Genomic DNA, 21723 nt, shown 5'->3' on the forward strand with positions numbered 1-21723 from the left:
AGAGGTAAAAACTAGGAGTTTTAATTAACACACTTGGAGACGCTTATGTCAGGGATGAAACGAGTTTTATATTGTCTGGGTGCGTGTTTTATGTTGGGAGCAAGCCATGTTTTGGCATGTACAGGTTTGCAGCTCAAAGCACAGGATGGCGCGTTTATAAACGGCAGAACCGTCGAGTTCGGCATTCCCATGAACCTTTCCGGACTGGTTATATCGCGAAATTATGAATTTACCGGAACGCTTCCTGAACAAGCATCTGGCTTGCGTTACCGCGCCAAATATGCGGCAATTGGTGGCAGTGCATTTGATGAAGCTTCAATTTTAGACGGTATCAATGAAAAAGGTTTATCAGCAGGCATGTTTTATTTTCCAGGATATGCTTCATACACGGCAGTTACCCCGGAAAATCAAAGTCGAGCCTTGGCCCCGACCGAATTCATTACTTGGGTCTTAACGCAATTTGCAACTGTGGATGAAGTTAAGCAAGGTATTAACACCATTGTTATTGCTCCCACCGCGCAAAAAAATTGGGGTGGTGTACCGCCATTTCATTACATCGTTTATGATAAAACTGGTAAAAGCATTGTAATTGAACCTTTAAACGGGCGATTAACTGTTTGGGATAATCCTATCGGCGTTATCACCAATTCGCCGACATTTGATTGGCACTTAACCAATTTATCTAATTACATGAACTTGTCTCCTTTTAATATTCCTTCTAAAAACATCGGTGGGTTGCAACTTAAAGAATTTGGGCAAGGAAATGGCTTGCGCGGCTTGCCGGGAGATTTTACGCCTCCCTCCCGATTTGTGCGCGCGGCACTATATTCCGCAAGTGCCTTACCCATAGCGACTGCTGAGCAGGGGGTGTTTAATGTTTTTCATATTTTAAATCAATTTGATATTCCGGTAGGTGCTGTCCGCGCTGAGGAAAATGGCAAAATGATGGTGGAAAATACTTTAGCGACTACCGTTAAGGATCCGCAAAATCTCAAGTATTATTTTAAAACGTATGAAGATCAATCTATCCGGGTCATTGATTTGCAACAGTTTGATTTGAACAGTAAAGAGCTGATATCGATTAGTTTCAGCGGCAAGCAAGCGGTTACCGATGTGTCAAAAAAGGGGATTCCGCTGCAAAAATCTAAAAAAATCAGCAATTAGCAGAATAATCTCCCAGGCTTCCTCTTTTGCAAATGACGATAAGGCGGGGAGGTAAGCCCATCCAGTTTTGCTTGGATACAAAAATCAGCCTGCATTGATTATGATCACTCTGCTATACTGTGATCATCATTTTATTTGGTTTGCCAGAAGTTATTCCTATATCAGTGTTCTTATGAGACTATCCGCAACGACAAATATGGATTAGTGAGTGTATGCATGAATAAGCCGTATGTATTGGTTTTATACTATTCCCGCAGTGGCTCCATTGCCCAACTTGCGCAATACGTCGCCCGCGGCATAGCGCATGTAGACGGTATTGAGGCGCGCATCAGGAGCGTGCCCCCGGTGTCGGCAACGTGTGAAGCTACCGAGAAAGCTGTACCAGATGCGGGAGCTCCTTATGCTTCGCTGGAGGATTTACGCAATTGCGCCGGCCTTGCTTTAGGAAGTCCTACACGATTTGGTAATATGGCAGCACCTATGAAATATTTTGTGGATAACACCACGCCTTTATGGTTATCCGGTGAGTTAGTCGACAAACCCGCTTGTGTTTTTTCTTCTTCAGCCTCTATGCATGGTGGGCAGGAATCCACGCTGCTTAGCATGATGCTGCCTTTAATTCATCAAGGAATGATTATGGTGGGTCTACCCTATACAGAGGCTGCTTTGAATACAACGCATACGGGAGGTACTCCCTATGGGGCAACCCATGTAGCTGGTGTAAATAATGATAATCCATTGAGTCAGGATGAAATAACGCTGGCAAAACGGCTTGGGGAGCGAGTCGCTCGCGTTGCCTTACAAATGAAAAAATAGTGATATGAAAATTATTAGTTTTAATGCAAATGGTATTCGCTCTGCTGCACGCAAGGGCTTTTATGATTGGTTGCATAAGCAAGAAGCCGATTTTGTCTGCATTCAGGAAACCAAGGCGCAAACAGAGCAATTAAAAGATGATCCGCTTTACTATCCGTGTGACTATTTTTGCGACTATTTTGACGCAGTTAAAAAAGGTTACAGCGGTGTTGCTATTTACGCCCGCCAAAAACCACAGCAGGTTGTTAAGGGGCTGGGATTTCCTTTCTGCGATGAAGAAGGCCGCTATATACAATTTGATTACCCTAAATTCAGTATTATTTCCTTGTACATGCCTTCAGGAACCAGTGGTGAGGTGCGGCAAAGCATTAAGTTTGATTTTTTGGTACGTTTCGCCAGGCATTTGCAGGAATTGAAAAAAACAGGGAAGGAGTTAATTATTTGCGGCGATTATAATATTGCTCATAAAAAAATTGATTTAAAAAATTGGCGAGGTAATCAGAAAAACTCAGGGTTTTTACCGGAAGAGCGGGCTTGGATGGATGAATTATTCAGCAGCATGGGTTTTTTTGATGCTTTTCGCTTGCACAATCAAGAAGAAGAACAATACACCTGGTGGTCTAACCGTGGACGTGCATGGGAAAAAAATGTAGGGTGGCGCATCGATTATCAAGTCATTACTGCCGGTTTAGTGGAGAGTATTGCTGCAGTGGATATTTATCGTGCCACGCGGTTTTCCGATCATGCACCCTTAACGATCGAATATCATGGGGAGTGGTATGCTTAAAATAGCAAGCTGGAATGTGAATTCACTAAAAATTCGCCTGGAACAAGTCTTATCTTGGCTCAAAAGCTCGGAAGTGGATATTTTAGCCTTGCAGGAAACCAAGCTCATAGATGAACAATTCCCCACGTTTGAATTTCACAATCAAGGGTATCATGTAGCTTATACAGGCCAAAAAACTTACAATGGCGTTGCAGTCATTAGCCGTAAACCGATTGAACAAGTAACCATTGAGGTTCCGGGTTTTATGGACCCACAGCGCCGCATGCTGGCAGTTACCATTGCTGGAATGCGCCTTATTAATCTTTATGTACCAAATGGCAGTGAAGTCGGTTCCAGTAAATACCAATATAAGTTAAATTGGCTGGAAGTCATGACTGGATTTATTCAGCAAGAATTAAAACATTACCCGCATTTGGCTGTTGTTGGGGATTTCAACATAGCTCCGGAAGATAAAGACGTGCATGACCCCTCTGTTTGGGATGGGTGTGTAATGGTTAGTCCCCAGGAACGCAAGGCGTTTGCCGATTTAGCGCTTTTAGGTTTGCATGATAGTTTCCGCTGCCTGCACCCGGAAGAGCAAGCGTATACGTGGTGGGATTATCGGGCTGCCTGCTTTCGGCGTAACAGGGGGCTGCGGATCGATCACATTTTGCTGAGTGACAAATTAAGGCAGCATTGTTTGGAAAGTTGGATCGATGTCGAACCGCGCCGAGCTGAGCGTCCCTCTGATCATGCGCCTGTATGTGCTAAACTAAGTGAACTGCAATTACATTTGCTTTAAAACCCCATATCTGTTATTGTTTTGCGTTATTTGTGGAGTATGGTGCCTGGCAAAGGCATGGTATTGACCGAGGTGGGGCTGTGTCATTGTACCGTGCAGATCAGGTGGCGATACTCATTTATCATGTCATAGAGAGTAGTATTATGAAAGCTTCGATTCATCCTGAGTACACAACCATCAACGTAACTTGCAGTTGCGGTCATTCATTTGAAACTCGTTCTACTTTATGCAATGATTTAAGCATCGAAGTGTGTGCACAATGCCATCCTTTCTATACCGGAAAACAAAAGCTGGTAGATACCGGAGGCCGAGTACAAAAATTCCGCGATCGTTACAGCAAAGATCGTCGCGGCAATTAATTCATTATTCAATAAAAAACAAGATCATATACATTGGCGCATTTAAAATGCGCCTTTTTTTTGCAATAAAAACTATTCATCCCTAAAGAATTTCTATATGATTTTTTTCTGGATGACTTGAAACGAGAGTAAGCACTTTGGACAAAGATGATTTAAAAAGCCGTGCGTTGCAGTACCACGAATTTCCCACGCCCGGAAAACTGGGGGTGTATGTAACCAAATCCACAAATTCTCAAGAGGATTTATCATTAGCTTATACACCGGGAGTAGCTGAGCCCGTGCTGGCTATTGCCGAAAATCCGGAAGACGCCTATCGCTACACTGCCAAGGGCAATTTAATTGCGGTAATGACCAATGGTACTGCCGTACTTGGCTTGGGGGATGTGGGGCCGCTGGCCAGTAAACCCGTTATGGAGGGAAAAGCGGTTTTATTCAAACGTTTTGCCGGCATTGATGTTTTTGACATCGAAATCCATGCAAACGAACCGCAGGCATTCATCACCACAGCAAAAAATATCGCCCCAACTTTTGGTGGCATTAACCTTGAGGATATTAAGGCTCCGGAGTGTTTTGACATTGAAAAAGCCTTAAGCGAACAATTAAATATTCCTGTGTTTCATGACGACCAGCATGGTACAGCGATTGTAGTCGCGGCAGGGTTGCTAAATGCCCTTGAGCTGCAGCAAAAGAAACTGTCGGAAGCGCGCATTGTCTGTATCGGTGCAGGAGCCGCTGGCATTGCTTCCATGCGCTTGTTGGTGGCGTTAGGCGCAGATAAACGCAATATGTTTTTATTAGACAGCCGCGGTGTAATCCACACTGGCCGGGATGATTTAAATATTTATAAACAAGCATTCGCGCAAACAACCGACAAACGCACGTTAGCCGATGCTCTGGTCGATGCCGATGTCTTTATTGGCGTAGCAAAGCCTGATTTACTAAATGCCGATTTATTAAGTTTGATGGCGCCCAGGCCGATTATTTTTGCTTTATCCAACCCAAATCCTGAAATAAGACCTGAATTGGCTTTAAAGTTATGCGATGATTTAATTATTGCAACAGGCCGAAGTGATTACCCAAACCAGGTAAATAACGTATTATGTTTCCCATACATTTTTCGCGGCGCATTGGATGTGCGTGCTACCTGTATCAATCAAGCCATGCACGTTGCCGCGGTGGAAGCGATACGCCAATTGGTGCATGAACCTGTTCCACAAGAAGTTAAAGATAATTATCCTGGTGTAACGGATTGGGAATTTGGACCGCAATATATCATCCCCAAACCGATTGATCCCAGGTTGCGCGAGCGGGTTTCGGTTGCCGTAGCAAATGCAGCAATTGCAAGTGGCGTAAGCAGAAAGAATGCTTTGTAGCTTACCCATAGAACTCATACGTAAACCTTTACGTTAAGGAGCTTATTTTGTCTACCAGCAATAAACGCTATCAATTAGTAGGATGGTTAATCTGTAGTTTAGGTGCGGTGTATTACGCTTATGAGTATTTTTTGCGCATATCCCCCAGTGTAATGGAAACTGAATTGCGCAATCATTTTAATTTATCCGCCGCAGGTTTTGGCTTTCTATCCGCTTTTTATTATTACGCTTATGTTCCTATGCAGTTGCCTGTAGGCGTGCTCATGGATCGTTTCGGTCCACGGCGCTTGCTGACTATCGCCTGCCTAATTTGCGTAATAGGTACGTTTATGTTCGCAGGGACCACTTCTTTTCCAATTGCTGCTGCAGGGCGCTTTTTAGTGGGGTTAGGTTCGGCATTTGCTTTCGTTGGCGTATTGAAATTGGCCACGCTTTGGTTGCCTGAGAATAAATTGGCTATGGTGGCTGGTATAGCTACCGCCCTGGGAACTATAGGGGCTATGATTGGCGACAATTTACTGGGATATATGGTGTCCTGGCTGGGATGGCAAAAAACAGTAAACTTTACTGCAATTTTTGGTATTGGACTCATCGTGGTGCTGTGGTACGGCATACGTGATCAACGGCGTACCCAGCAAGTGAGCGGTACCATAGACAGTTTCCGGCGCAACATGGTTGATTTAGGGATCATTGCCCGGAACAAGCAAATTTGGATTAATGGTTTGTATGGATGCCTGGTTTATTTGCCTACCACTGTATTTGCAGAATTATGGGGGATTCCATATCTGCGCCATGCACATGGCCTCACTGAAGCGGGCGCGCATTTTGCCAACTCACTGCTTTTTTTAGGATTTACAATTGGGGCGCCGCTTGCCGGTTTTATTTCCGACACGCTTAAAAAACGTAAACCACCGATGTTAATAGGTGCTGCCGGAGCAGCCTTGATTATGATGGCAATCCTGTATACCCCGGGGCTAACGCAGCATTGGCTGAATGCATTAATGTTTTTACTGGGCTTGCTTTATAGCGTACAAGCGATCGTGTTTGCCGTGGGGCGTGAACTTAGTCCAAAAGAAGCGGCAGGTACCGCTATTGCCATGACCAATATGATCGTTATGATTGGCGCCATGTTTTTACAACCGCTGGTGGGCCAGTTATTGATGTGGAGTTCCCAGTCGCGCGCAGCAAATCTGCCTGAACAAGCATTGCATTTAGATAAAATGCAACAATTCTACACAGCAAATGATTATCAATTCGCTATGACTATCATTCCCTTGGGAATTTTAATAGCCGCTGTTTTAACCTTTTTCTTAAGGGAAACTTATGCACACGCTGACACAAATGCTAGAAAATAAATCCATAAAGAAACAAATTTATTTCGGTTGCTTGGTTTGTGCGATAGGAGCTATTTTTTATTGCTATGAATTCGTGCTGCGGATTATCCCAGGGGCATTACAAAGTGAATTAAGTGCGGCTTTTGGACATATTTCTGCCACGACATTTGGCCAGCTGTCTGCTTTTTATTACTTCGCTTATTCCCCCATGCAACTACCGGTGGGCTTGCTCATGGATCGGTTCGGCCCGCGTCGCCTGCTGACATTTGCCTGTCTGTGTTGTACCGTGGGTTCTTTTATGTTTACCTACTCTTCTTCAATTGCCATAGCAGGTAGCGGCCGTTTTCTTGTAGGTTTTGGTTCGTCGTTTGCATTCGTAGGCGTATTGTCTTTGGCTATGCATTGGCTGCCACGGCGTTATTTTTCTCTGGTAGCCGGCTTAATCACTACGTTGGGCATGTTGGGATTGGTTTACGGCGAAGTTAAAATAACCGAAATGGCTGTTTCCATGGGGTTGCAGCATGTATTGTTTATGATGGTTGTTTTTGGCGGGGTACTGACTGTTCTGATTTTTCTCATGGTGCGAGATGGGCCAGGTGGATTTCAAAGCAAGACGCAACCTTTACCGGAATTTTTCCGCAATGTCATGCATGTGCTGACGTCGCCGGAAGTGTGGATCATCGGATTTGTGGGAGCCTGCCTTTATACTTCGCTTTCTGTATTCGGCGAACTCTGGGGGAAAACTTATTTGGAGCAAGCGCACCACCTGACTAAAGTAGAGGCAGCACATACGATTTCAGCCATGTTTCTAGGCTGGGCTGTGGGGGCGCCAATTGCCGGGTATTTTTCCGATCGTAGCGGCCGGCGCGTATTGCCTTTAGTATTAGGCGCCTTCATGTCCCTGATTTGCATTAGCCTCGTTTTATACTGGCCCGGATTGTCTTATGTTGCGTTAAATATTTTGCTTTTCCTCTATGGGGTATTTAGTGCGACTGAAATTATTGTTTTTGTCATGGCTAAGGAAAATAGCGGCGCCAAATTATCAGGAACAGTATTTGCTGCTACCAATATGATAGTTACTTTGGGTGGAGTGATTTTCCAGCCGTTGGTAGGTAAATTATTGGATAAGTTCGGAGATAGTGGCGTCGTAGGCGGGGAGCATATTTACACGGTTGTGGATTACCAGGTCGCTTTATCCATTCTTCCGTTGTCTTTATTGATGGTCATGATTGCTGCTTTTTTCTTAAAAGATCACAAGTTTTCTCAAAATTAAGTATTTGCTGGATGCAGGCGTAAGATGGGTTGCCTGCATCCAGCATCATTTATTGCAAGCAATTTTCAACAAAAGCTTAGGAATTCAACAGAGTTCACAGGATACCCCTTAAATTATTTAAGTTAGACGCATTCTGTTTATTGCAGAAGATTTCTTCTTAACGAAAAACAGCGAGCAACTCTTTCACCGGAAGCCGATTTTTTCCATTCCGATTAATTGAGCGTTTAACGGAAAATGAAATAATTTCTGCATGCTGGTAATGATGCCGCGTGAATTCCGTATCATGATTGGAAATAATTACAGTAATACCTTTTGTAGCGCTTTCCATGGCTAATTTGGCCAGCAGTATTTGCTCAGTTTGGCCAAATTTTTTATGGATATAGGAAGAAAAATTGGTGAGCTGGTGGCGCGGGGCATAGGGTGGGTCGCAATAAATGACATCGCCTGGCTTCGCCAAAGCAAAGGTTTTGCGAAAATCAGCATGAATGAAATGAGCCATTTGGCTTTTATGATGAAAGAAAATCATTTCCTCGCGTGGAAAATAAGGTTTATCGTAACGGCCGAAAGGGACGTTATAAATCCCTTGTTTGTTATAACGGCATAAGCCATTGTAGCCATGGCGGTTTAAATACAAAAAAATAGCTGCCCTTAAGCGTGGGTCATTTTCCTGATTGAATATTTGTCGTAGTGCATAATATTGAGAGGCGTAATTGTTGTCCGGGCAAAAAAATTGCTCGCAATAAGCAATAAAAGTTTCACCTTCTTTTTGCAAGCATGAAAACAAAGCAATTAAATCCTTATTTTCTTCAGCAACCAAATAATTCGGATAGTTTGAATTGATAAAAATTGCTGCCGAGCCAGCAAATGGTTCGATCAGCCGGTTTGCGGCAGGTAATGACATTAAGATCTGCTCAAGACAATTGTATTTATTTCCGGCCCATTTTAAAAAGGGTCTTATTTTTTTTGTCATATAGCGTGCGGGAAACCTTGTGTTTGTTTCTGCTGCAATATTACTGCATCATAAAAAAAAGACCAGGGATTTCTGGATTTACATCCTTCCTGGTCAAATAGGAGAAATATTTGGCTTACTAGCTGAAATTGCTTGCAATATAAAGCAGTACCACGGCTGTTAATCCTATCAAAGCTAAGGTGATATTCCCGCCGGGAATGAATACCTTATCCCCTGTACTGGTTAAGGTCGCGCTTTTTCGGCCGCGCCATGCCATAACTACGGGTAAGAGCAATAACAAGATAACGCAGCAAATTCCAGCATAACTTAAAGCTTGCAAATACACGCCAGGGTTAAATAATACCACGAGAAGCGGGGGCAGGAAGGTTAACCCCAAAATGCAATGGCCTTGTTTGCCTGCTTTTTGTAATTTTAAGCCATCAGCCAGGAAGTCGAATAACCCCAAGGAAACACCTAAAAAAGCAGTGATCATGCAAATTGATGTGAAAAAGCCAAAGAAGCCACTTATCCATTTACTATGGATGGCTTCGCTCAAGGCATTCATTAAACCACTGGTCGCATGATCGCTATTCATTAATACCACTAATCCATTACTGCCTTCACGTTGAATGACGCCCATAATGATTGCTTCCCAGACAATGTAGCAGACTAACGGTATCAGGGAGCCAAAGAGGATGACTTTTCTTAAAGAAGTTATATCGTCCTGAAAGTATTCACGTAAGCTCGGCACAATTGAGGCAAAACCAAACGATGTAATTAAAATCATAAAGCTGCCTGCAATTGCAGGCATTGAGCCCCCTTGCCAAATAGTGACATCGATGTGCGGGCTGATAATCAACACCAACAATAGGTAGACGCCGAGTTTCCCAAACATGAGCCCGCGGTTCACATAATCGACGGCCCGGATCCCTTTATATATGATGAGGCTGAACAAGACAGTAAATAACAGCGAAGTACCCCAATTAGGCAGTTCGATACCGGCCTTGTGCAGCAAGCCGCTAAAGACATCTGTTCCGCCGGAGATATAGGCGGCAAGCAGGGTATACAGTAAGAAAAGATAAGTCACCCAAGCAATGATTTGTCCTGGGAGCCCTAAAGTGGCTTTTGCCATGGAAACCATATTGCTGCCGGCAGGAAGGCGAAGATTTACTTCAAGGATCAGTAAGGCGCCTGCAGTCATGATTAACCAGCATAATACCAAGAAAAAGATGGAAGCCGTAATGCCTGCAGCTGCGGTAGATACTGGTAATGCCAGCATGCCGCCCCCAATGGAGGTACCAACGATTAATAATATGCCGCCAATGAGTTTTGAGTTTGCCACAGTTTGTCTCTTTTGGTCAAAAATAATCCAACATGATAATTTAAAATGCTAAATAAGTCAATATGATCCTTTAATCAACGTGCCATAAGGCTTTGCCATTAAGCATAACCAGGTTGCATTAAGAGCTTAAGGCTGCAACTAATAATGCAACTGAACAGATTAAAACAAAAAATTGCGTGGTTTTACCGCCAGGTACTATAAACGGCGAGTTAAATTTTTTCCGACCCGCCAAAGACATAAGAACAGGCAACAACAGTAATAAAATAATGCAAAAAAAGCCGGCGTAGTTCAAAGCTTGCAAGTATGCACCTGGATAATAAATTACCACCAGTAAAGGCGGTAAGAAAGTCAGCAAAAATAAGCCAAATCCTTCTTTGCCGCGTTGTGCAAGGTTTAATCCATCGCCTAAAAAACTGATAAGACATAAGGATACGCCCAAAAAAGCAGTGAGCATGCAGATCGACGTGAAAAAATGAAACAGCGATGAAATGATGGAATTGTTTACCGTATTGCTTAAGAAAGCAGCCAGAGAACTCGTAGCGTGTTCATCATGCAGGAGTTCTTTAAGTCCCCCAGCTCCTTCAGCCGGCAAGCTGCCCATGATCACAGCATCCCATGCTAAATAACAAATCAATGGGATGAGAGAACCTATAAAAACTACTTGTTTCAGTGCGCGAACATTATCATTAAAGTATTCGCGCAAATTAGGCACGATGATAGCAAAGCCAAATGAGGTGATTAAAATCATGACGGTGCCGGTGATGTAGCGGTAATCCCCTCCGGCAAAATATTGTGGTTTAACGTAAGGTGCGATAAGCAATACCAAAATTAAATATACCCCAAGTTTGGCGAACATCAACCCGCGGTTTATTAAGTCGACCTGACGAATCCCCCCATAAACGATGAACCCAAAAAACAAGGTAAATAATACAATTAATTGCCACTCTGCAATGTGGACATGCAGCATTTGCAATAAACTGCCCAATACATCTGCACCGCCTGAGATATAAGCAGACAATAGGGTATATAGCAGAAACAGGTAACTGAGCCACGCGATGAGTAATCCGGGCTTGCCCAGCGTCGAGGTAGCCATGGAAACCATATTTTTACCTGCAGGAAGATATAAATTAACTTCGAGGATAAAAAATGCGCCTAACGTCATTACTACCCAGCATAGGAAAAGAAAAAGAGACGATTGCCAAAAACCGGTCGCGGAATTTGCTACCGGTAATGCCAACATGCCGCCGCCAATTGAGGTACCGACAATGAGAAGAATCCCACCAATAAATCTTGAACGCATGGATAAAATGGTAAAGTAACGAAGGGAAATGGTATCAGAACTCGATTTAAGCGACAAATTTAAACTTTAAGATTTAAATTTGCTGCAAATCCTGAATCATCTGCATAATTGTTATTGAGGTTAACCGGGCTTTTTAATGCCCATAAGCCTATGGCAGTGAGAAGAATACCAATACCGAGCAAAGAAAGACCTGCGGCAAAACCCACCGGGAAGGAAAACAGCATAGCGGCAGCGCCTCCTAACATAACGGCAGGTCCTAATGATAATAAAATCAATCCCAGGTTGTTAGAAAAAGAAGAGGGGCGAGCCGCGGGCAAGGGTTGTTTAATTGGAGTGGGGCTGATTGCGGAAGGAGAAGGAGATTTTTGCACGAAAAATGTTAGGTTTGTTTGCGGTGCTTGTGCAAGAGACACGATAGGTGATGATGGTTTAACCGAATCCGCTGGTAAGACGTTTGTAGAGGTTGAAAGTTTATTCTCTACTGCAATAGTTGTTTCAAGGCTTTCTGGCAGTTGCGTTTCTTGTTTGGTTTCTTTTTTCTTTGGTGGTTCTGCTTTAAGAAGCTGCAATAATTCTTTTGAAAGAGCGCCCTTTGTATTTTTTTTATAGACGGTGCCGTAAGCAGCTAGCGCAACAAGATTGGCGAGACAGTAAAGCCAGCAGGTCTGGGATTTAAAAGGCTGCTGCTCACCCGCAATAAAAGTGATTTTATCGGCATGTTGTTGTAAAAAAAGATTATTCTCAATATCCGGCTTTGCGGTAATTCCAGCTTGGTTCACAGTCCTGGAATCCGTGATGATAATTTTTTTAAGTTCGCCGGTTTCATCCATTTGCGCGAATAAGGCATGCCAATGAGCATATTGCGCGGTAGAGTACAAACGCATGTGGCATATTACTGCATGTGGTGTTTGATTGGCTAATATGGTGTTTGCGAATTCATCTTCTTGGTGAACATGTAAAATAGTCAATTGTTCATCATATTGATCGCAGCTGAATATGGGCGTAGATGAGGAGTTTTGCCTTTCTGCAAGTTTGGTGTAGAGCTGCTGGAAAACTTTTTCCAATTCTCGCGGGACGGAGGAATTATTCAAAGCGTCAATAAAACCTAAGGGGCTCTCGCGAGCGATCTGATCAGATAGGGTTGGCATGGTTCATTCTGAATAAGAAGTAACTTATTATAGGCTAAAAGTTTATTTTTTTCAAAAAAAATACATTGTGGAGAAAAATTATCGCAATATGCTGAATACTTTGGATTTGGGAGCAATGCTTGCTGGAGTCACCCATTGTATTTCTATGCGGCGGTTATAAGCGCTGCCATGAATTAAATTGTTATCTCCAATGGTATGCTTGTCGGCATAGCCTTCAGGATGCAGGCGTTGCGCCGGAATATCATTGGCCCACAGAAAGGTTAACATGGTTTCTGCCTGCGCTTGTGATAACATTTTTTTGTGATGTCGGGAACCTACATTATCAGTGAAAGCCGCTACATAAATTGGGCTGCAATCATAAAGTTTAATCAAGCGAATGATGTTGGCTAACCCTGGATAACAGCGGTCGTCCAAACGTGGACTGTTGAATTGGAAATAGCGATCCGTGGGGACGATAAGGGTCATTGTATCCCCATATTTCACGAATTGAATGTCTTGATTTTGCAACTCTTTAAGTAAGGTGCGTTTGCTGGCTTTTTGATAACCTGCCATGGTTCCGGCCACGCCGCCGATCACTGCTCCTACTCCTGTACTTCCTGCTAATGCCCCAGCCAAAGCACCGAATCCAGCACCAACACCGGCACCTCTCGACATGTCTCTTAGCGCACGTTTGTCTTCGCGAAAGTTATTATAAGGAGGATGATAACAACCGTTTAGAAAGAGAGAAAAAACACTGATGAGTGCTATGAAACCAGAAGATTTAACTGGCATTTTAACTCCTGTAACGATTAATCGTGCGATTTCTCAGTCAAGAATTTGCCGCGACACTAAATCTTACATTATCAAGCATCCTTGCAGTTTTCGCAAATAACTTAAGTTTGAAGGCGTGTTTTAGTTTAAAAATGCAGTATGATTTTGATATTTAAGTAGAATTGATTTGTAAAATCCTCACTGCTATCCTTTTTATTTGCTTAATTAAGGATTGTTTAATCTTGTCGGAATCATCGAAACTAAGTCCAAGCATGTTTTCTTTATCAGTGGCAGCGCTTGGAGTGGTATTTGGGGACATTGGCACCAGTCCTCTATACGCTATGCGTCAGTCGTTAGATGGTTTACCTATTAATCTGGCTGACGTGTTAGGGGTGTTGTCGCTTATTTTTTGGTCGTTGATTGCAATAATTTCCATTAAATATTTAATTATTTTATTTCGTGCAGACAATGATGGTGAGGGGGGTATTCTGGCTTTATTGGCCTTGCTGAAACAATTTATAGGCAATCGGGCTAATTTGGCATTTGCAATCGGCATTTTTGGTGCTGGTCTATTGCTGGGTGATGGCATGCTGACGCCTGCCATTTCAGTGTTGAGTGCCATCGAGGGCTTACATGTGATTGTCCCCTCCCTGTCTGATTGGGTTGTCCCGTTAACCGTAGTGATTTTAATTTTATTATTTTGGTTTCAATCTTTGGGCACTGCTAAAATTGGCATTGTTTTTGGACCCATTCTTCTCACCTGGTTTTTAACCCTGGCAGTATTAGGAGTTATCCAAATCGTACAAAACCCTGTGGTGCTCAAGGCAATCAATCCCTGGTATGCATATGAATTTTTTCATCTCAATGGCTGGCATGCCTATACGTTGTTAGGCGGCGTATTTCTGGTCGTAACGGGAGGCGAAGCTCTTTATGCCGATTTGGGACATTTTGGCAAAAAACCTATCCGTTTGAGCTGGTTTATCATTGTCTTGCCTGGCTTGCTGCTTAATTATTTTGGCCAGGGGGCTTATTTGCTAAATCATCCTGCAGGCATTGTAAATCCTTTTTACATGCTGGCCCCGGAAGGTTTCTCCTTGCCTTTGCTGATATTAGCCACCATGGCTACCATTATCGCTTCGCAAGCAGTTATTACAGCAACTTTTTCTTTGACCAAACAGGCTGTTCTTTTAGGATTGTATCCGCACCTGCCTATTATCCAGACTTCGGGGATGCGAAAAGGGCAAATTTATATCCCGCAAGTGAATCTGGTTTTGGCGGTAGGAACCTTGAGTTTAATTTTTACATTTAGAAATTCAAATGCTTTGGCCCATGCCTATGGGATTGCCGTTAACTTGGATATGCTGTTGACCAGCATGCTGGTTGCTTATTTAGCCATAAAAAAATGGAAATGGAATTTATTACAAATTACCTTGCTGTTTTCCTTTTTTGGAGCCATTGATTTAGCTTTCCTGGGAGCCAATTTGCAAAAATTGTCTACGGGAGGTTGGGTACCCATTGTTTTTGCCCTGACTTGCGCATTCATCATGTATACCTGGTATAGCGGCAGACGTTATTTACGCAAGGCTTATTACATGAAAAAGGAAGAACTCTCGAAAATTTTAAAACAATTCGATTATAAAAGCCTCAATAGGCTTCCCGGGGTTACTGCAATCTTTATTACTGATATTTATGATAAAAGCGGAGGGACATTTCTACATTTTCTAAAACTTAACCGCACCTTACCAGAATATATTTTGATCGTGAATTATACAGTAGAAAATATTCCTTATGTATCATCGCTAGGTTCTGTCGACATTTATCTTAACCAAAGGGCGGTTGCAGCAATATAAATGAACGATAAAAAAGATTGAGCAAGTTTATCATATCGTGTTGCCACTCTTCTAAAATGTTTGAGTTTATTAAACATGCGTTCGATAAGGTTGCGTTCTTTATAAATATCTTTGTCATACTCCCTGAGCACCTTTCGATGAGATTTTGGCGGTATGCCGGGGTTACTGCAATCTTTATTACTGATATTTATGATAAAAGCGGAGGGACATTTCTACATTTTCTAAAACTTAACCGCACCTTACCAGAATATATTTTGATCGTGAATTATACAGTAGAAAATATTCCTTATGTATCATCGCTAGATCGTTTTGAAATTAAATGCTTAAAACCAACGGTTTGCGAATTGACGTTGCATTATGGCTTTATGGATACGGTTTCCATACCGCAAGCTTTATTTGTAGCGCATGATCGAGGCATCCTGCCTTTCCCTCTCAATATTGATAATGCTACTTATCTTTTAGAAATCCCAAACGTAGTTGCTTCACGTAAGCAAAGAACGTTGTGGTTTTATTGGCAAGAAAAATTATTTGCGTTTTTAGTGCGCAATTATTCTGCCAATTTAAATATAGAATTTTATCAATTGCCGTTTAATCGGACTATTGCAATGGGTACGTATTATTTGATTTAAGACTGATAGACAATCCTGCATCATTTGGCTGCTGCAATGCCCGGCAGTTTCTGCCCAAAGTGTGCTGCGGTAAAATAATTTGCACATTTATTCCTTTAATCGTTGGGCTGGCTAATGCATCGTGCAGATAGTCAATAAGTGAAACTTCCACTGTTTTGCCATAATTTGAAGAAGCTTGCCGAAACACTAAAGTCCCATTTTTCCAGAATGCAAAACCTAAGTGAGAAATATTAAGACACGTGCCAATTTCTTTGCGCAAGTCCCAATTGGGGCGCACGATTTCAATAATTGCACCATTAGGGATTTGTTTAAATAAAAAATCGTTTGCTCGGCCGGTGCGATCGAATAATGTAGTTAAGGGAATATAGGGCACAAAGGATTTAACCACACTAAGCTTGTTTCCTTCGTGTTTCAAGGCATCTAATCGTTTGTTAAGTTCAGTTGCATCTCCCTTAAGGCGCAGGTCGTCTACCGTAAAATGCTGATACCAGCCTGGTTTGTTAATGAGCGCATATGCTATTTTTGCTACCGGTTGATTTTTTTTGTTTTTAAATTTGGTTGTAATGTCTTTGATAAAACCCTGCTTCTGATTGTTTAAATTCCAGTCTACCGAGGTAAAGTGATTGCGGGTAATGAAGGAAATTTTCCCATTCTGATAACGAAGTTTGCGTAAACATTGGTTAAAAGTTTCAAGGTCAGGGGAAAATGCTATGGCAAGCACCGTCTCGACATAAGTCAGGCAATCAAAGGCGTCCGTACGATACAGCGGATTTTGGTCGTAATCCCCCTGGCTTCCTTCTCCCAACGCACCGAGCAGGTAAGGTTTATTTAGGAATTTAGCACTGATTGCATCGATGCGTTTTAGCATATCTAATTTCGGCGTTTTATGCAGAGTATGGTATAGTTCTGCAATCACTTGTTGTGCTTCGGATTCATATTCATTTTTTGGCGCAGCAAAAAGCGTTATGGATAACACCATAAAAATACCAACGATAATCCATTTTAAAAAAGATAAAAAATTCATTTGATTTCCATTAAAATTATAAATTTACGCAGAGCGCATCATGACAATCAGCTGGTGATGATAACGTGCCTGTCCCGCGGAGGGAATAATGCTGAACGCAATTTGGTTAGGAATGATTTTTTTATCGGTCATTGTAGGTATTCTGCAGGGGCGCTTGGATAATGTTGTAAATGCGGTCACGGATTCTGCAAAACTGGGGTTTGAAATTGCTCTGGGCCTGGCAGGGATTATGACTTTATGGCTTGGGATCATGAATGTGGCTTCAGAATCCGGATTAATCAACATCCTGGCGCGCTGGTTAAGGCCCATTATGAAACGGCTTTTTCCAGACGTACCAGCCGAACATCCTGCCATGGGGGCTATGATACTTAATATCGCTGCAAATATGCTCGGCCTTGCCAATGCTGCTACACCCTTTGGACTGCAAGCCATGAAAGAGTTGCAACGCTTAAATACCCATATCAATACAGCGACTCATTCGATGTGCATGTTCCTGGCCATCAATACTTCCAGTGTGCAATTGATCCCTGCAACAGCGATTGCTTTTCTTGCCGCGAACGGGAATTTGCATCCTAGCAATATCATCATTACATCGCTGCTTGCGACTTCTTTTTCTACACTGGTGGCGATCGTTGCCGCCAAGCAATTTGCAAAATTGCCTCGCTATCGAAAAACTGAACTCGTGGATACAGAATGAATGCTATAGCCAATCAAATATCAAATGCCCTCTTTCTTTTATTTATTGTGGGGATCCCACTTTATGCCGTGACTAAAAAAATTAATGTTTTTGATTCTTTCATTACTGGGGCCAAGCAAGGATTTGAAACCGTAGTAACCATCATCCCTTATCTGGTGGCGATGATCGTAGCAATTGGCATGTTGCGGGCTTCGGGTTTCTTTGAGCTACTGCATGGAGGATTGGCCCCTCTCTTAAGTCGCATCGGCATGCCTCCGGAACTATTGCCGTTGGCTTTAATACGCCCATTTTCAGGCAGTGCATCCACAGGTGTTATGGCAGAATTAATACATGAGCACGGCGGTAATTCATTTATTGCCAAAACAGCAGCCACCATGATGGGCAGCACGGAAACGACTTTTTATGTCGTCGCAGTGTATTTTGGCGCTGTAGGCATACGCCGCACCCGGTATGCAATTCCGGCCGGTTTGTTGGCGGATTTTGCTGGCGTTGTCGCTGCAATTTGCGTATGTCGCTATTTCTTTGCAGATTAATCAATGTATATTAAGCGGTGCGGGCAGATTTTTTATTGGACGCTAACTGTGCTTCTTCATAGAGTTTCATTTGTGCGAATAAGGCCAGGGCGTGTGCTTTAAAAGCTGCCATTTCGCGTGCGGGAATCGGGGATGCTCTTGGCAAATCCACGGTAGTTGGGTTTTTAGGCTGCTTATTAATGTGAAACTCATAATGGCAGTGTGGACCTGTGGCCAACCCCGTCTGGCCTACGTAGCCAATAATCTGACCTCGTTTTACCCGATCACCTCGAGATAATCCTTTTTGAAATTTGAGCATATGGCCATATATTGAACTATGATTTTGGTCATGTTTAATTTTTATCATATTACCATAACCATTTTGCCGGCCAATGCTTTCAATGCGCCCATCGCCAATGGCTCGTATCGGGGTGCCGATAGGGGCTGCCAAATCAACTCCTTTGTGCGGTCTTCGCCTTTTTAAAATGGGATGATATCGCGATAGGCTGAATGTCGAGCTGATATGGCTGAATTGCACTGGATAGCGGGAAAATGCTTTCTTTAAACTGGTTCCTTGCGGGGAGAAGTAATCATAATCCCCATTTGCTCTTGTATGCCGAATGGCTTGATGGGTCTTGCCGCGGTTGGTATAGCTTACTGCAACAATGTCACCGGTATTTACTAATTTATTTTCGATAAAAAAAGCTTTATAGACGATAGTAAACTGATCGCCCGCGCGAACTTCTTTACTGAAATCAATTTCCCATTTAAAAATTTCAGTCATTTGCTGAATCAGCTTATAGGGAATGTTCTTGCGTTTGGCTGTGCTGTATAACGAACCTTGGATGGTTGCCGTGACGTAATGCTCATGGCTATCCATTTTTCGCGAATTGATTTCGCTTTTATACTGGTTACCTTGTTTTGCAATGGTTAATGATTTTATCTGATCCAGAGGGACTATCATTTTTTCAAGTGCATGATTGCGAATTAAAATTTGTAATTGTTGTTTCGCTTTTAAATTAGCCAGCGCTTTTGCATGCGGATTATTGTATAAAATAGCTTGCAGGGTTTGTGGACTTAAGCCCAAGCGTTTGAAAATACTGGATAAGGAATCCCCGGGCTGTAGGGTGATAATCTTCCATTCCTCTTCCGTTGTTGCAGCAACGGTAGTTTGTTTATTTTGAGTCTCATGTACTGCGGTGTTAACGCTTTCGGTAATGGATTCCTCTTCCTCTTCCGATTCATCCACTAATTCTTCCATTTTAGGCAAGCTTAAGGTTTTATTAGTATAAGTGACTGATTTATGTCGAAAAGCCTTAATTATAAAATAAGGCAATAGCAATATTGCAGATAAAATAATGATGACTAGCAGCTTGGAGGGCTTGGCAGGTTTGGGAGGTAAGACTTTTGGTTTAAGATCCATGTTGTGCCTTTACTGCTATCATCTAAAGTACGCAATCACATCAGAACTGCAGGAAATTGAAAAAGTTTTAAATAAATGCTTTTTCAGTCCCTAGCAGGAACGAAATATCCGGGCTAAGATACCCGCTGTAACAAGTTAGGTCAACATTAAAAAGGTTTTGGTGTCATGGTAATTGAAAAAACAGCATATAATGAATTACTTCGCGGTTGCGAAGAAATTTTGCCTGCACAAGAGTTGGAAAAAAAGCTGCAACAAGGTAAGTCCTTAAAAATTAAAGCAGGTTTTGATCCAACAGCCCCCGATCTGCATCTGGGCCATACCGTATTACTTAATAAATTGCGCCAATTCCAGGAATATGGCCATGAAGTAATTTTTTTGATAGGTGATTTTACGGCAATGATTGGTGACCCTACGGGTAAAAATGTCACCAGGATGCCATTAAGTCGTGAGCAGGTGTTGGAGAATGCACAAACTTACCAACATCAGGTATTTAAAATTCTCGATTTTGAAAAAACAACGGTCGCGTTTAATTCGCAGTGGCTCAATCGCATGACAGCCGTTGATTTAATTCGTCTGGCTGCAACGCATACGGTTGCTAGAATGTTGGAACGGGATGATTTTCACAAGCGTTATACTGCAGGACAACCCATCGCCATTCATGAATTTTTATATCCATTATTGCAAGGTTATGATTCCGTTGAGTTAAAAGCCGATGTGGAATTGGGGGGTACGGATCAAAAATTTAACTTGCTCATGGGGCGGGAGTTACAAAAGCATTTTCATCAAGAGCCGCAGGCTGTCATGATGTTGCCGTTGATAGAAGGTTTGGACGGCATTAAAAAGATGTCTAAATCATTAGGTAATTATGTAGGCATTAATGAACCGGCCGATGCGATGTTTGGCAAGCTCATGTCAATTTCCGACGAATTGATGTGGCGCTACATTGATTTACTGAGTTTTAAAACCGGTGCAGAAATAGCGAAAATCAAACGAGCAGTCGTGGAAGGATTAAACCCGCGCGATGTCAAAATTGATTTCGCAAAAGAAATTGTGGCGCGTTTTCATGATAACGCCCAGGCTGAAACTGCCCATCAAAACTTTATTGAGCGCTTTCAAAAAAAATTAGTTCCTGAGGATTTAGAGACAAAAACGATTAAATGCAACAGCGAAACAACAATAGCGCAAATTTTAAAACAAATTGACTTGACTAAAAGCACATCAGAGTCTATACGTTTAGTTAAACAAGGTGCTGTAAAAATAGACGGGGAAAAAATTTCTGACCCTGCGCTAATTCTACCCATCGGAAGTACATTCATCATTCAGGTAGGTAAACGCCGCTTGGTAAAATTAAGCGTCCAAGCCTCTGATTAAAAAAATTTGAATTTTTTTCAAAAAGTGTTTGACAAAGGGCGTTAGATGAGTAGAATACGCACCACTGCCTGAGATTGGCGAGTTCCTTAAGAAGATAGAAGACAAACTGTGTGGGCGCTTTGAATAGCGAAGTACATAGAGAAATTGCTAGTAGAGATACTGGCGCCGGGCCTTGTACACACCGCCCGTCACACCATGGGAGTGGGTTGCACCAGAAGTAGATAGTCTAACCTTAGGGGGGACGTTTACCACGGTGTGGTTCATGACTGGGGTGAAGTCGTAACAAGGTAGCCGTAGGGGAACCTGCGGCTGGATCACCTCCTTAAAATAAAATGCGACTTCAAAGTGCCCTCACAGTTTGTTTTCCTGGGTCTGTAGCTCAGTTGGTTAGAGCGCACCCCTGATAAGGGTGAGGCCGGTGGTTCAAGTCCACCCAGACCCACCATGATTGACACAGTAAGTCTTTTGCTGGTATCCAGATGTAATAATTTTTAAGAGAGAGTTATTTAGTCTGGGCGACCGGAAGTTCATTAACAATTTGGTAGAGATTGAGGTAAACACAAGCGTCGTGGTATGCGTTTACGTGAGTAGATGTATATTGCGGTAATGGGCTATATGACTGAGGATACTGAGGTTATATGGTCAAGAAGAGAAGCGCAAACGGTGGATGCCTTGGCAGTAAGAGGCGAAGAAGGACGTGGAATCCTGCGAAAAGCTTTGGGGAGCTGGAAACGAGCGATGATCCGAAGATGTCCGAATGGGGGAACCCGGCACCATGTGAATGGTGTCACTTATGACTGAATACATAGGTTATGAGAGCGAACCTGGGGAACTGAAACAT

The 21723-nt window shown here is 42.7% G+C and carries 19 protein-coding genes, 1 tRNA gene, 1 rRNA gene, 2 pseudogenes and 1 other annotated feature; of the genes and pseudogenes, 15 read left to right on the forward strand and 8 right to left on the reverse strand.

Annotated features, from left to right (window positions below; genetic code table 11):
* Window positions 1-45 precede the first annotated feature (45 nt).
* The 8 genes from NKV53_RS05075 (at window position 46) to NKV53_RS05110 (ending at window position 7887) form a co-directional block, all read left to right on the forward strand.
* Window positions 46-1164 (forward strand): choloylglycine hydrolase family protein, encoded by a 1119-nt coding sequence (locus NKV53_RS05075; protein ID WP_126954470.1) that lies wholly within the window; start codon window positions 46-48, stop codon window positions 1162-1164.
* Between the two features lie 216 nt (window positions 1165-1380).
* Window positions 1381-1980, forward strand: a complete 600-nt coding sequence (gene wrbA / locus NKV53_RS05080) for an NAD(P)H:quinone oxidoreductase (RefSeq protein WP_126954471.1) — start codon at window positions 1381-1383, stop codon at window positions 1978-1980.
* A gap of 4 nt (window positions 1981-1984) precedes the next feature.
* Window positions 1985-2767: an exodeoxyribonuclease III gene (locus tag NKV53_RS05085; RefSeq protein WP_126954472.1), complete on the forward strand. Its 783-nt coding sequence runs from the start codon at window positions 1985-1987 to the stop codon at window positions 2765-2767.
* Complete coding sequence (xth, locus tag NKV53_RS05090) at window positions 2760-3548, forward strand: exodeoxyribonuclease III (RefSeq protein WP_126954473.1); 789 nt, start codon at window positions 2760-2762, stop codon at window positions 3546-3548. The genes NKV53_RS05085 and xth overlap by 8 nt, the downstream gene beginning before the upstream one ends.
* A gap of 143 nt (window positions 3549-3691) precedes the next feature.
* On the forward strand, window positions 3692-3907 hold the full coding sequence (rpmE, locus tag NKV53_RS05095) for a 50S ribosomal protein L31 (protein ID WP_126954474.1): 216 nt from the start codon (window positions 3692-3694) through the stop codon (window positions 3905-3907).
* A 137-nt stretch (window positions 3908-4044) separates the two neighbouring features.
* Window positions 4045-5280 (forward strand): malic enzyme-like NAD(P)-binding protein, encoded by a 1236-nt coding sequence (locus tag NKV53_RS05100; RefSeq protein ID WP_126954475.1) that lies wholly within the window; start codon window positions 4045-4047, stop codon window positions 5278-5280.
* A 47-nt stretch (window positions 5281-5327) separates the two neighbouring features.
* On the forward strand, window positions 5328-6635 hold the full coding sequence (locus NKV53_RS05105; protein WP_126954476.1) for an MFS transporter: 1308 nt from the start codon (window positions 5328-5330) through the stop codon (window positions 6633-6635).
* On the forward strand, window positions 6613-7887 hold the full coding sequence (locus NKV53_RS05110) for an MFS transporter (RefSeq protein WP_126954488.1): 1275 nt from the start codon (window positions 6613-6615) through the stop codon (window positions 7885-7887). Before NKV53_RS05105 ends, NKV53_RS05110 begins: the two co-directional genes overlap by 23 nt.
* Window positions 7888-8044: 157 nt before the next feature.
* On the opposite strand, the gene NKV53_RS05115 is transcribed toward NKV53_RS05110, so the two are convergent.
* From NKV53_RS05115 to cmpA, 5 genes are all read right to left on the reverse strand, one after another.
* Window positions 8045-8857 (reverse strand): Dam family site-specific DNA-(adenine-N6)-methyltransferase, encoded by an 813-nt coding sequence (locus tag NKV53_RS05115; protein ID WP_126954477.1) that lies wholly within the window; start codon window positions 8855-8857, stop codon window positions 8045-8047.
* Between the two features lie 118 nt (window positions 8858-8975).
* The gene (locus NKV53_RS05120; protein WP_126954478.1) at window positions 8976-10178 is read right to left on the reverse strand and encodes an amino acid permease; all 1203 of its coding nucleotides are present in this window, start codon (window positions 10176-10178) and stop codon (window positions 8976-8978) included.
* A 118-nt stretch (window positions 10179-10296) separates the two neighbouring features.
* Window positions 10297-11478 (reverse strand): amino acid permease, encoded by a 1182-nt coding sequence (locus NKV53_RS05125; RefSeq protein ID WP_126954489.1) that lies wholly within the window; start codon window positions 11476-11478, stop codon window positions 10297-10299.
* A 59-nt stretch (window positions 11479-11537) separates the two neighbouring features.
* Window positions 11538-12626, reverse strand: a complete 1089-nt coding sequence (locus NKV53_RS05130; protein ID WP_126954479.1) for a hypothetical protein — start codon at window positions 12624-12626, stop codon at window positions 11538-11540.
* Window positions 12627-12704: 78 nt separating this feature from the next.
* Window positions 12705-13397, reverse strand: a complete 693-nt coding sequence (gene cmpA / locus NKV53_RS05135) for a C-OmpA-like family protein CmpA (protein ID WP_126954480.1) — start codon at window positions 13395-13397, stop codon at window positions 12705-12707.
* A 251-nt stretch (window positions 13398-13648) separates the two neighbouring features.
* On the opposite strand from cmpA, the gene NKV53_RS05140 reads away from it, so the two are divergent.
* Window positions 13649-15226: a potassium transporter Kup gene (locus tag NKV53_RS05140; protein ID WP_253350814.1), complete on the forward strand. Its 1578-nt coding sequence runs from the start codon at window positions 13649-13651 to the stop codon at window positions 15224-15226.
* On the opposite strand, the pseudogene NKV53_RS05145 reads toward NKV53_RS05140, so the two are convergent.
* Window positions 15193-15381 (reverse strand): annotated as a pseudogene (locus NKV53_RS05145) (transposase); the annotation flags it as partial. The gene NKV53_RS05140 and the pseudogene NKV53_RS05145 sit on opposite strands and share 34 nt — an antisense overlap.
* 3 nt (window positions 15382-15384) lie before the next feature.
* Here NKV53_RS05145 and NKV53_RS05150 point away from each other — a divergent pair.
* A pseudogene (locus tag NKV53_RS05150) lies at window positions 15385-15855 on the forward strand (potassium transporter Kup); the annotation flags it as partial.
* Here the strand turns inward: NKV53_RS05150 and NKV53_RS05155 are convergent.
* Entirely contained in the window at window positions 15824-16879 is a 1056-nt protein-coding gene (locus NKV53_RS05155; RefSeq protein ID WP_126954481.1) for an N-acetylmuramoyl-L-alanine amidase-like domain-containing protein, read from the reverse strand. The pseudogene NKV53_RS05150 and the gene NKV53_RS05155 sit on opposite strands and share 32 nt — an antisense overlap.
* 88 nt (window positions 16880-16967) lie before the next feature.
* Between NKV53_RS05155 and NKV53_RS05160 the strand changes: the two genes are divergently transcribed.
* Both NKV53_RS05160 and NKV53_RS05165 read left to right on the forward strand, forming a co-directional pair.
* A complete protein-coding gene (locus NKV53_RS05160) occupies window positions 16968-17576 on the forward strand; it encodes a nucleoside recognition domain-containing protein (RefSeq protein ID WP_126954482.1) in 609 nt (202 codons plus the stop codon).
* A complete protein-coding gene (locus tag NKV53_RS05165) occupies window positions 17573-18109 on the forward strand; it encodes a spore maturation protein (RefSeq protein ID WP_126954483.1) in 537 nt (178 codons plus the stop codon). The genes NKV53_RS05160 and NKV53_RS05165 overlap by 4 nt, the downstream gene beginning before the upstream one ends.
* Before the next feature lie 10 nt (window positions 18110-18119).
* On the opposite strand, the gene NKV53_RS05170 is transcribed toward NKV53_RS05165, so the two are convergent.
* Window positions 18120-19511 (reverse strand): peptidoglycan DD-metalloendopeptidase family protein, encoded by a 1392-nt coding sequence (locus tag NKV53_RS05170; RefSeq protein ID WP_126954484.1) that lies wholly within the window; start codon window positions 19509-19511, stop codon window positions 18120-18122.
* A gap of 165 nt (window positions 19512-19676) precedes the next feature.
* Here NKV53_RS05170 and tyrS point away from each other — a divergent pair, with 165 nt between their 5' ends.
* The 3 genes from tyrS to NKV53_RS05185 form a co-directional block, all read left to right on the forward strand.
* Window positions 19677-20882: a tyrosine--tRNA ligase gene (tyrS, locus tag NKV53_RS05175; RefSeq protein WP_126954485.1), complete on the forward strand. Its 1206-nt coding sequence runs from the start codon at window positions 19677-19679 to the stop codon at window positions 20880-20882.
* A 16-nt stretch (window positions 20883-20898) separates the two neighbouring features.
* Window positions 20899-21207: a sequence feature (16S ribosomal RNA rRNA prediction is too short), on the forward strand.
* Between the two features lie 43 nt (window positions 21208-21250).
* A tRNA-Ile gene (locus NKV53_RS05180) sits at window positions 21251-21327 on the forward strand.
* 195 nt (window positions 21328-21522) lie between these two features.
* A 23S ribosomal RNA gene (locus NKV53_RS05185) occupies window positions 21523-21723 on the forward strand; the annotation flags it as partial.

It is taken from the genome of Legionella sp. 27cVA30 (assembly GCF_024160945.1).
In the GTDB taxonomy this organism is placed as follows: domain Bacteria; phylum Pseudomonadota; class Gammaproteobacteria; order Legionellales; family Legionellaceae; genus Legionella_A; species Legionella_A septentrionalis.

Bases quoted from the DNA above. Each gene is read 5' to 3' on its own strand.
- NKV53_RS05075 (WP_126954470.1), top strand. From the start codon at position 46: ATGTCAGGGATGAAACGAGTTTTATATTGTCTGGGTGCGTGTTTTATG.
- wrbA (WP_126954471.1), top strand. From the start codon at position 1,381: ATGAATAAGCCGTATGTATTGGTTTTATACTATTCCCGCAGTGGCTCC.
- NKV53_RS05085 (WP_126954472.1), top strand. From the start codon at position 1,985: ATGAAAATTATTAGTTTTAATGCAAATGGTATTCGCTCTGCTGCACGC.
- xth (WP_126954473.1), top strand. From the start codon at position 2,760: ATGCTTAAAATAGCAAGCTGGAATGTGAATTCACTAAAAATTCGCCTG.
- rpmE (WP_126954474.1), top strand. From the start codon at position 3,692: ATGAAAGCTTCGATTCATCCTGAGTACACAACCATCAACGTAACTTGC.
- NKV53_RS05115 (WP_126954477.1), bottom strand. From the start codon at position 8,857: ATGACAAAAAAAATAAGACCCTTTTTAAAATGGGCCGGAAATAAATAC.
- NKV53_RS05125 (WP_126954489.1), bottom strand. From the start codon at position 11,478: ATGCGTTCAAGATTTATTGGTGGGATTCTTCTCATTGTCGGTACCTCA.
- NKV53_RS05130 (WP_126954479.1), bottom strand. From the start codon at position 12,626: ATGCCAACCCTATCTGATCAGATCGCTCGCGAGAGCCCCTTAGGTTTT.
- cmpA (WP_126954480.1), bottom strand. From the start codon at position 13,397: ATGCCAGTTAAATCTTCTGGTTTCATAGCACTCATCAGTGTTTTTTCT.
- NKV53_RS05140 (WP_253350814.1), top strand. From the start codon at position 13,649: ATGTTTTCTTTATCAGTGGCAGCGCTTGGAGTGGTATTTGGGGACATT.
- NKV53_RS05155 (WP_126954481.1), bottom strand. From the start codon at position 16,879: ATGAATTTTTTATCTTTTTTAAAATGGATTATCGTTGGTATTTTTATG.
- NKV53_RS05160 (WP_126954482.1), top strand. From the start codon at position 16,968: ATGCTGAACGCAATTTGGTTAGGAATGATTTTTTTATCGGTCATTGTA.
- NKV53_RS05165 (WP_126954483.1), top strand. From the start codon at position 17,573: ATGAATGCTATAGCCAATCAAATATCAAATGCCCTCTTTCTTTTATTT.
- NKV53_RS05170 (WP_126954484.1), bottom strand. From the start codon at position 19,511: ATGGATCTTAAACCAAAAGTCTTACCTCCCAAACCTGCCAAGCCCTCC.
- tyrS (WP_126954485.1), top strand. From the start codon at position 19,677: ATGGTAATTGAAAAAACAGCATATAATGAATTACTTCGCGGTTGCGAA.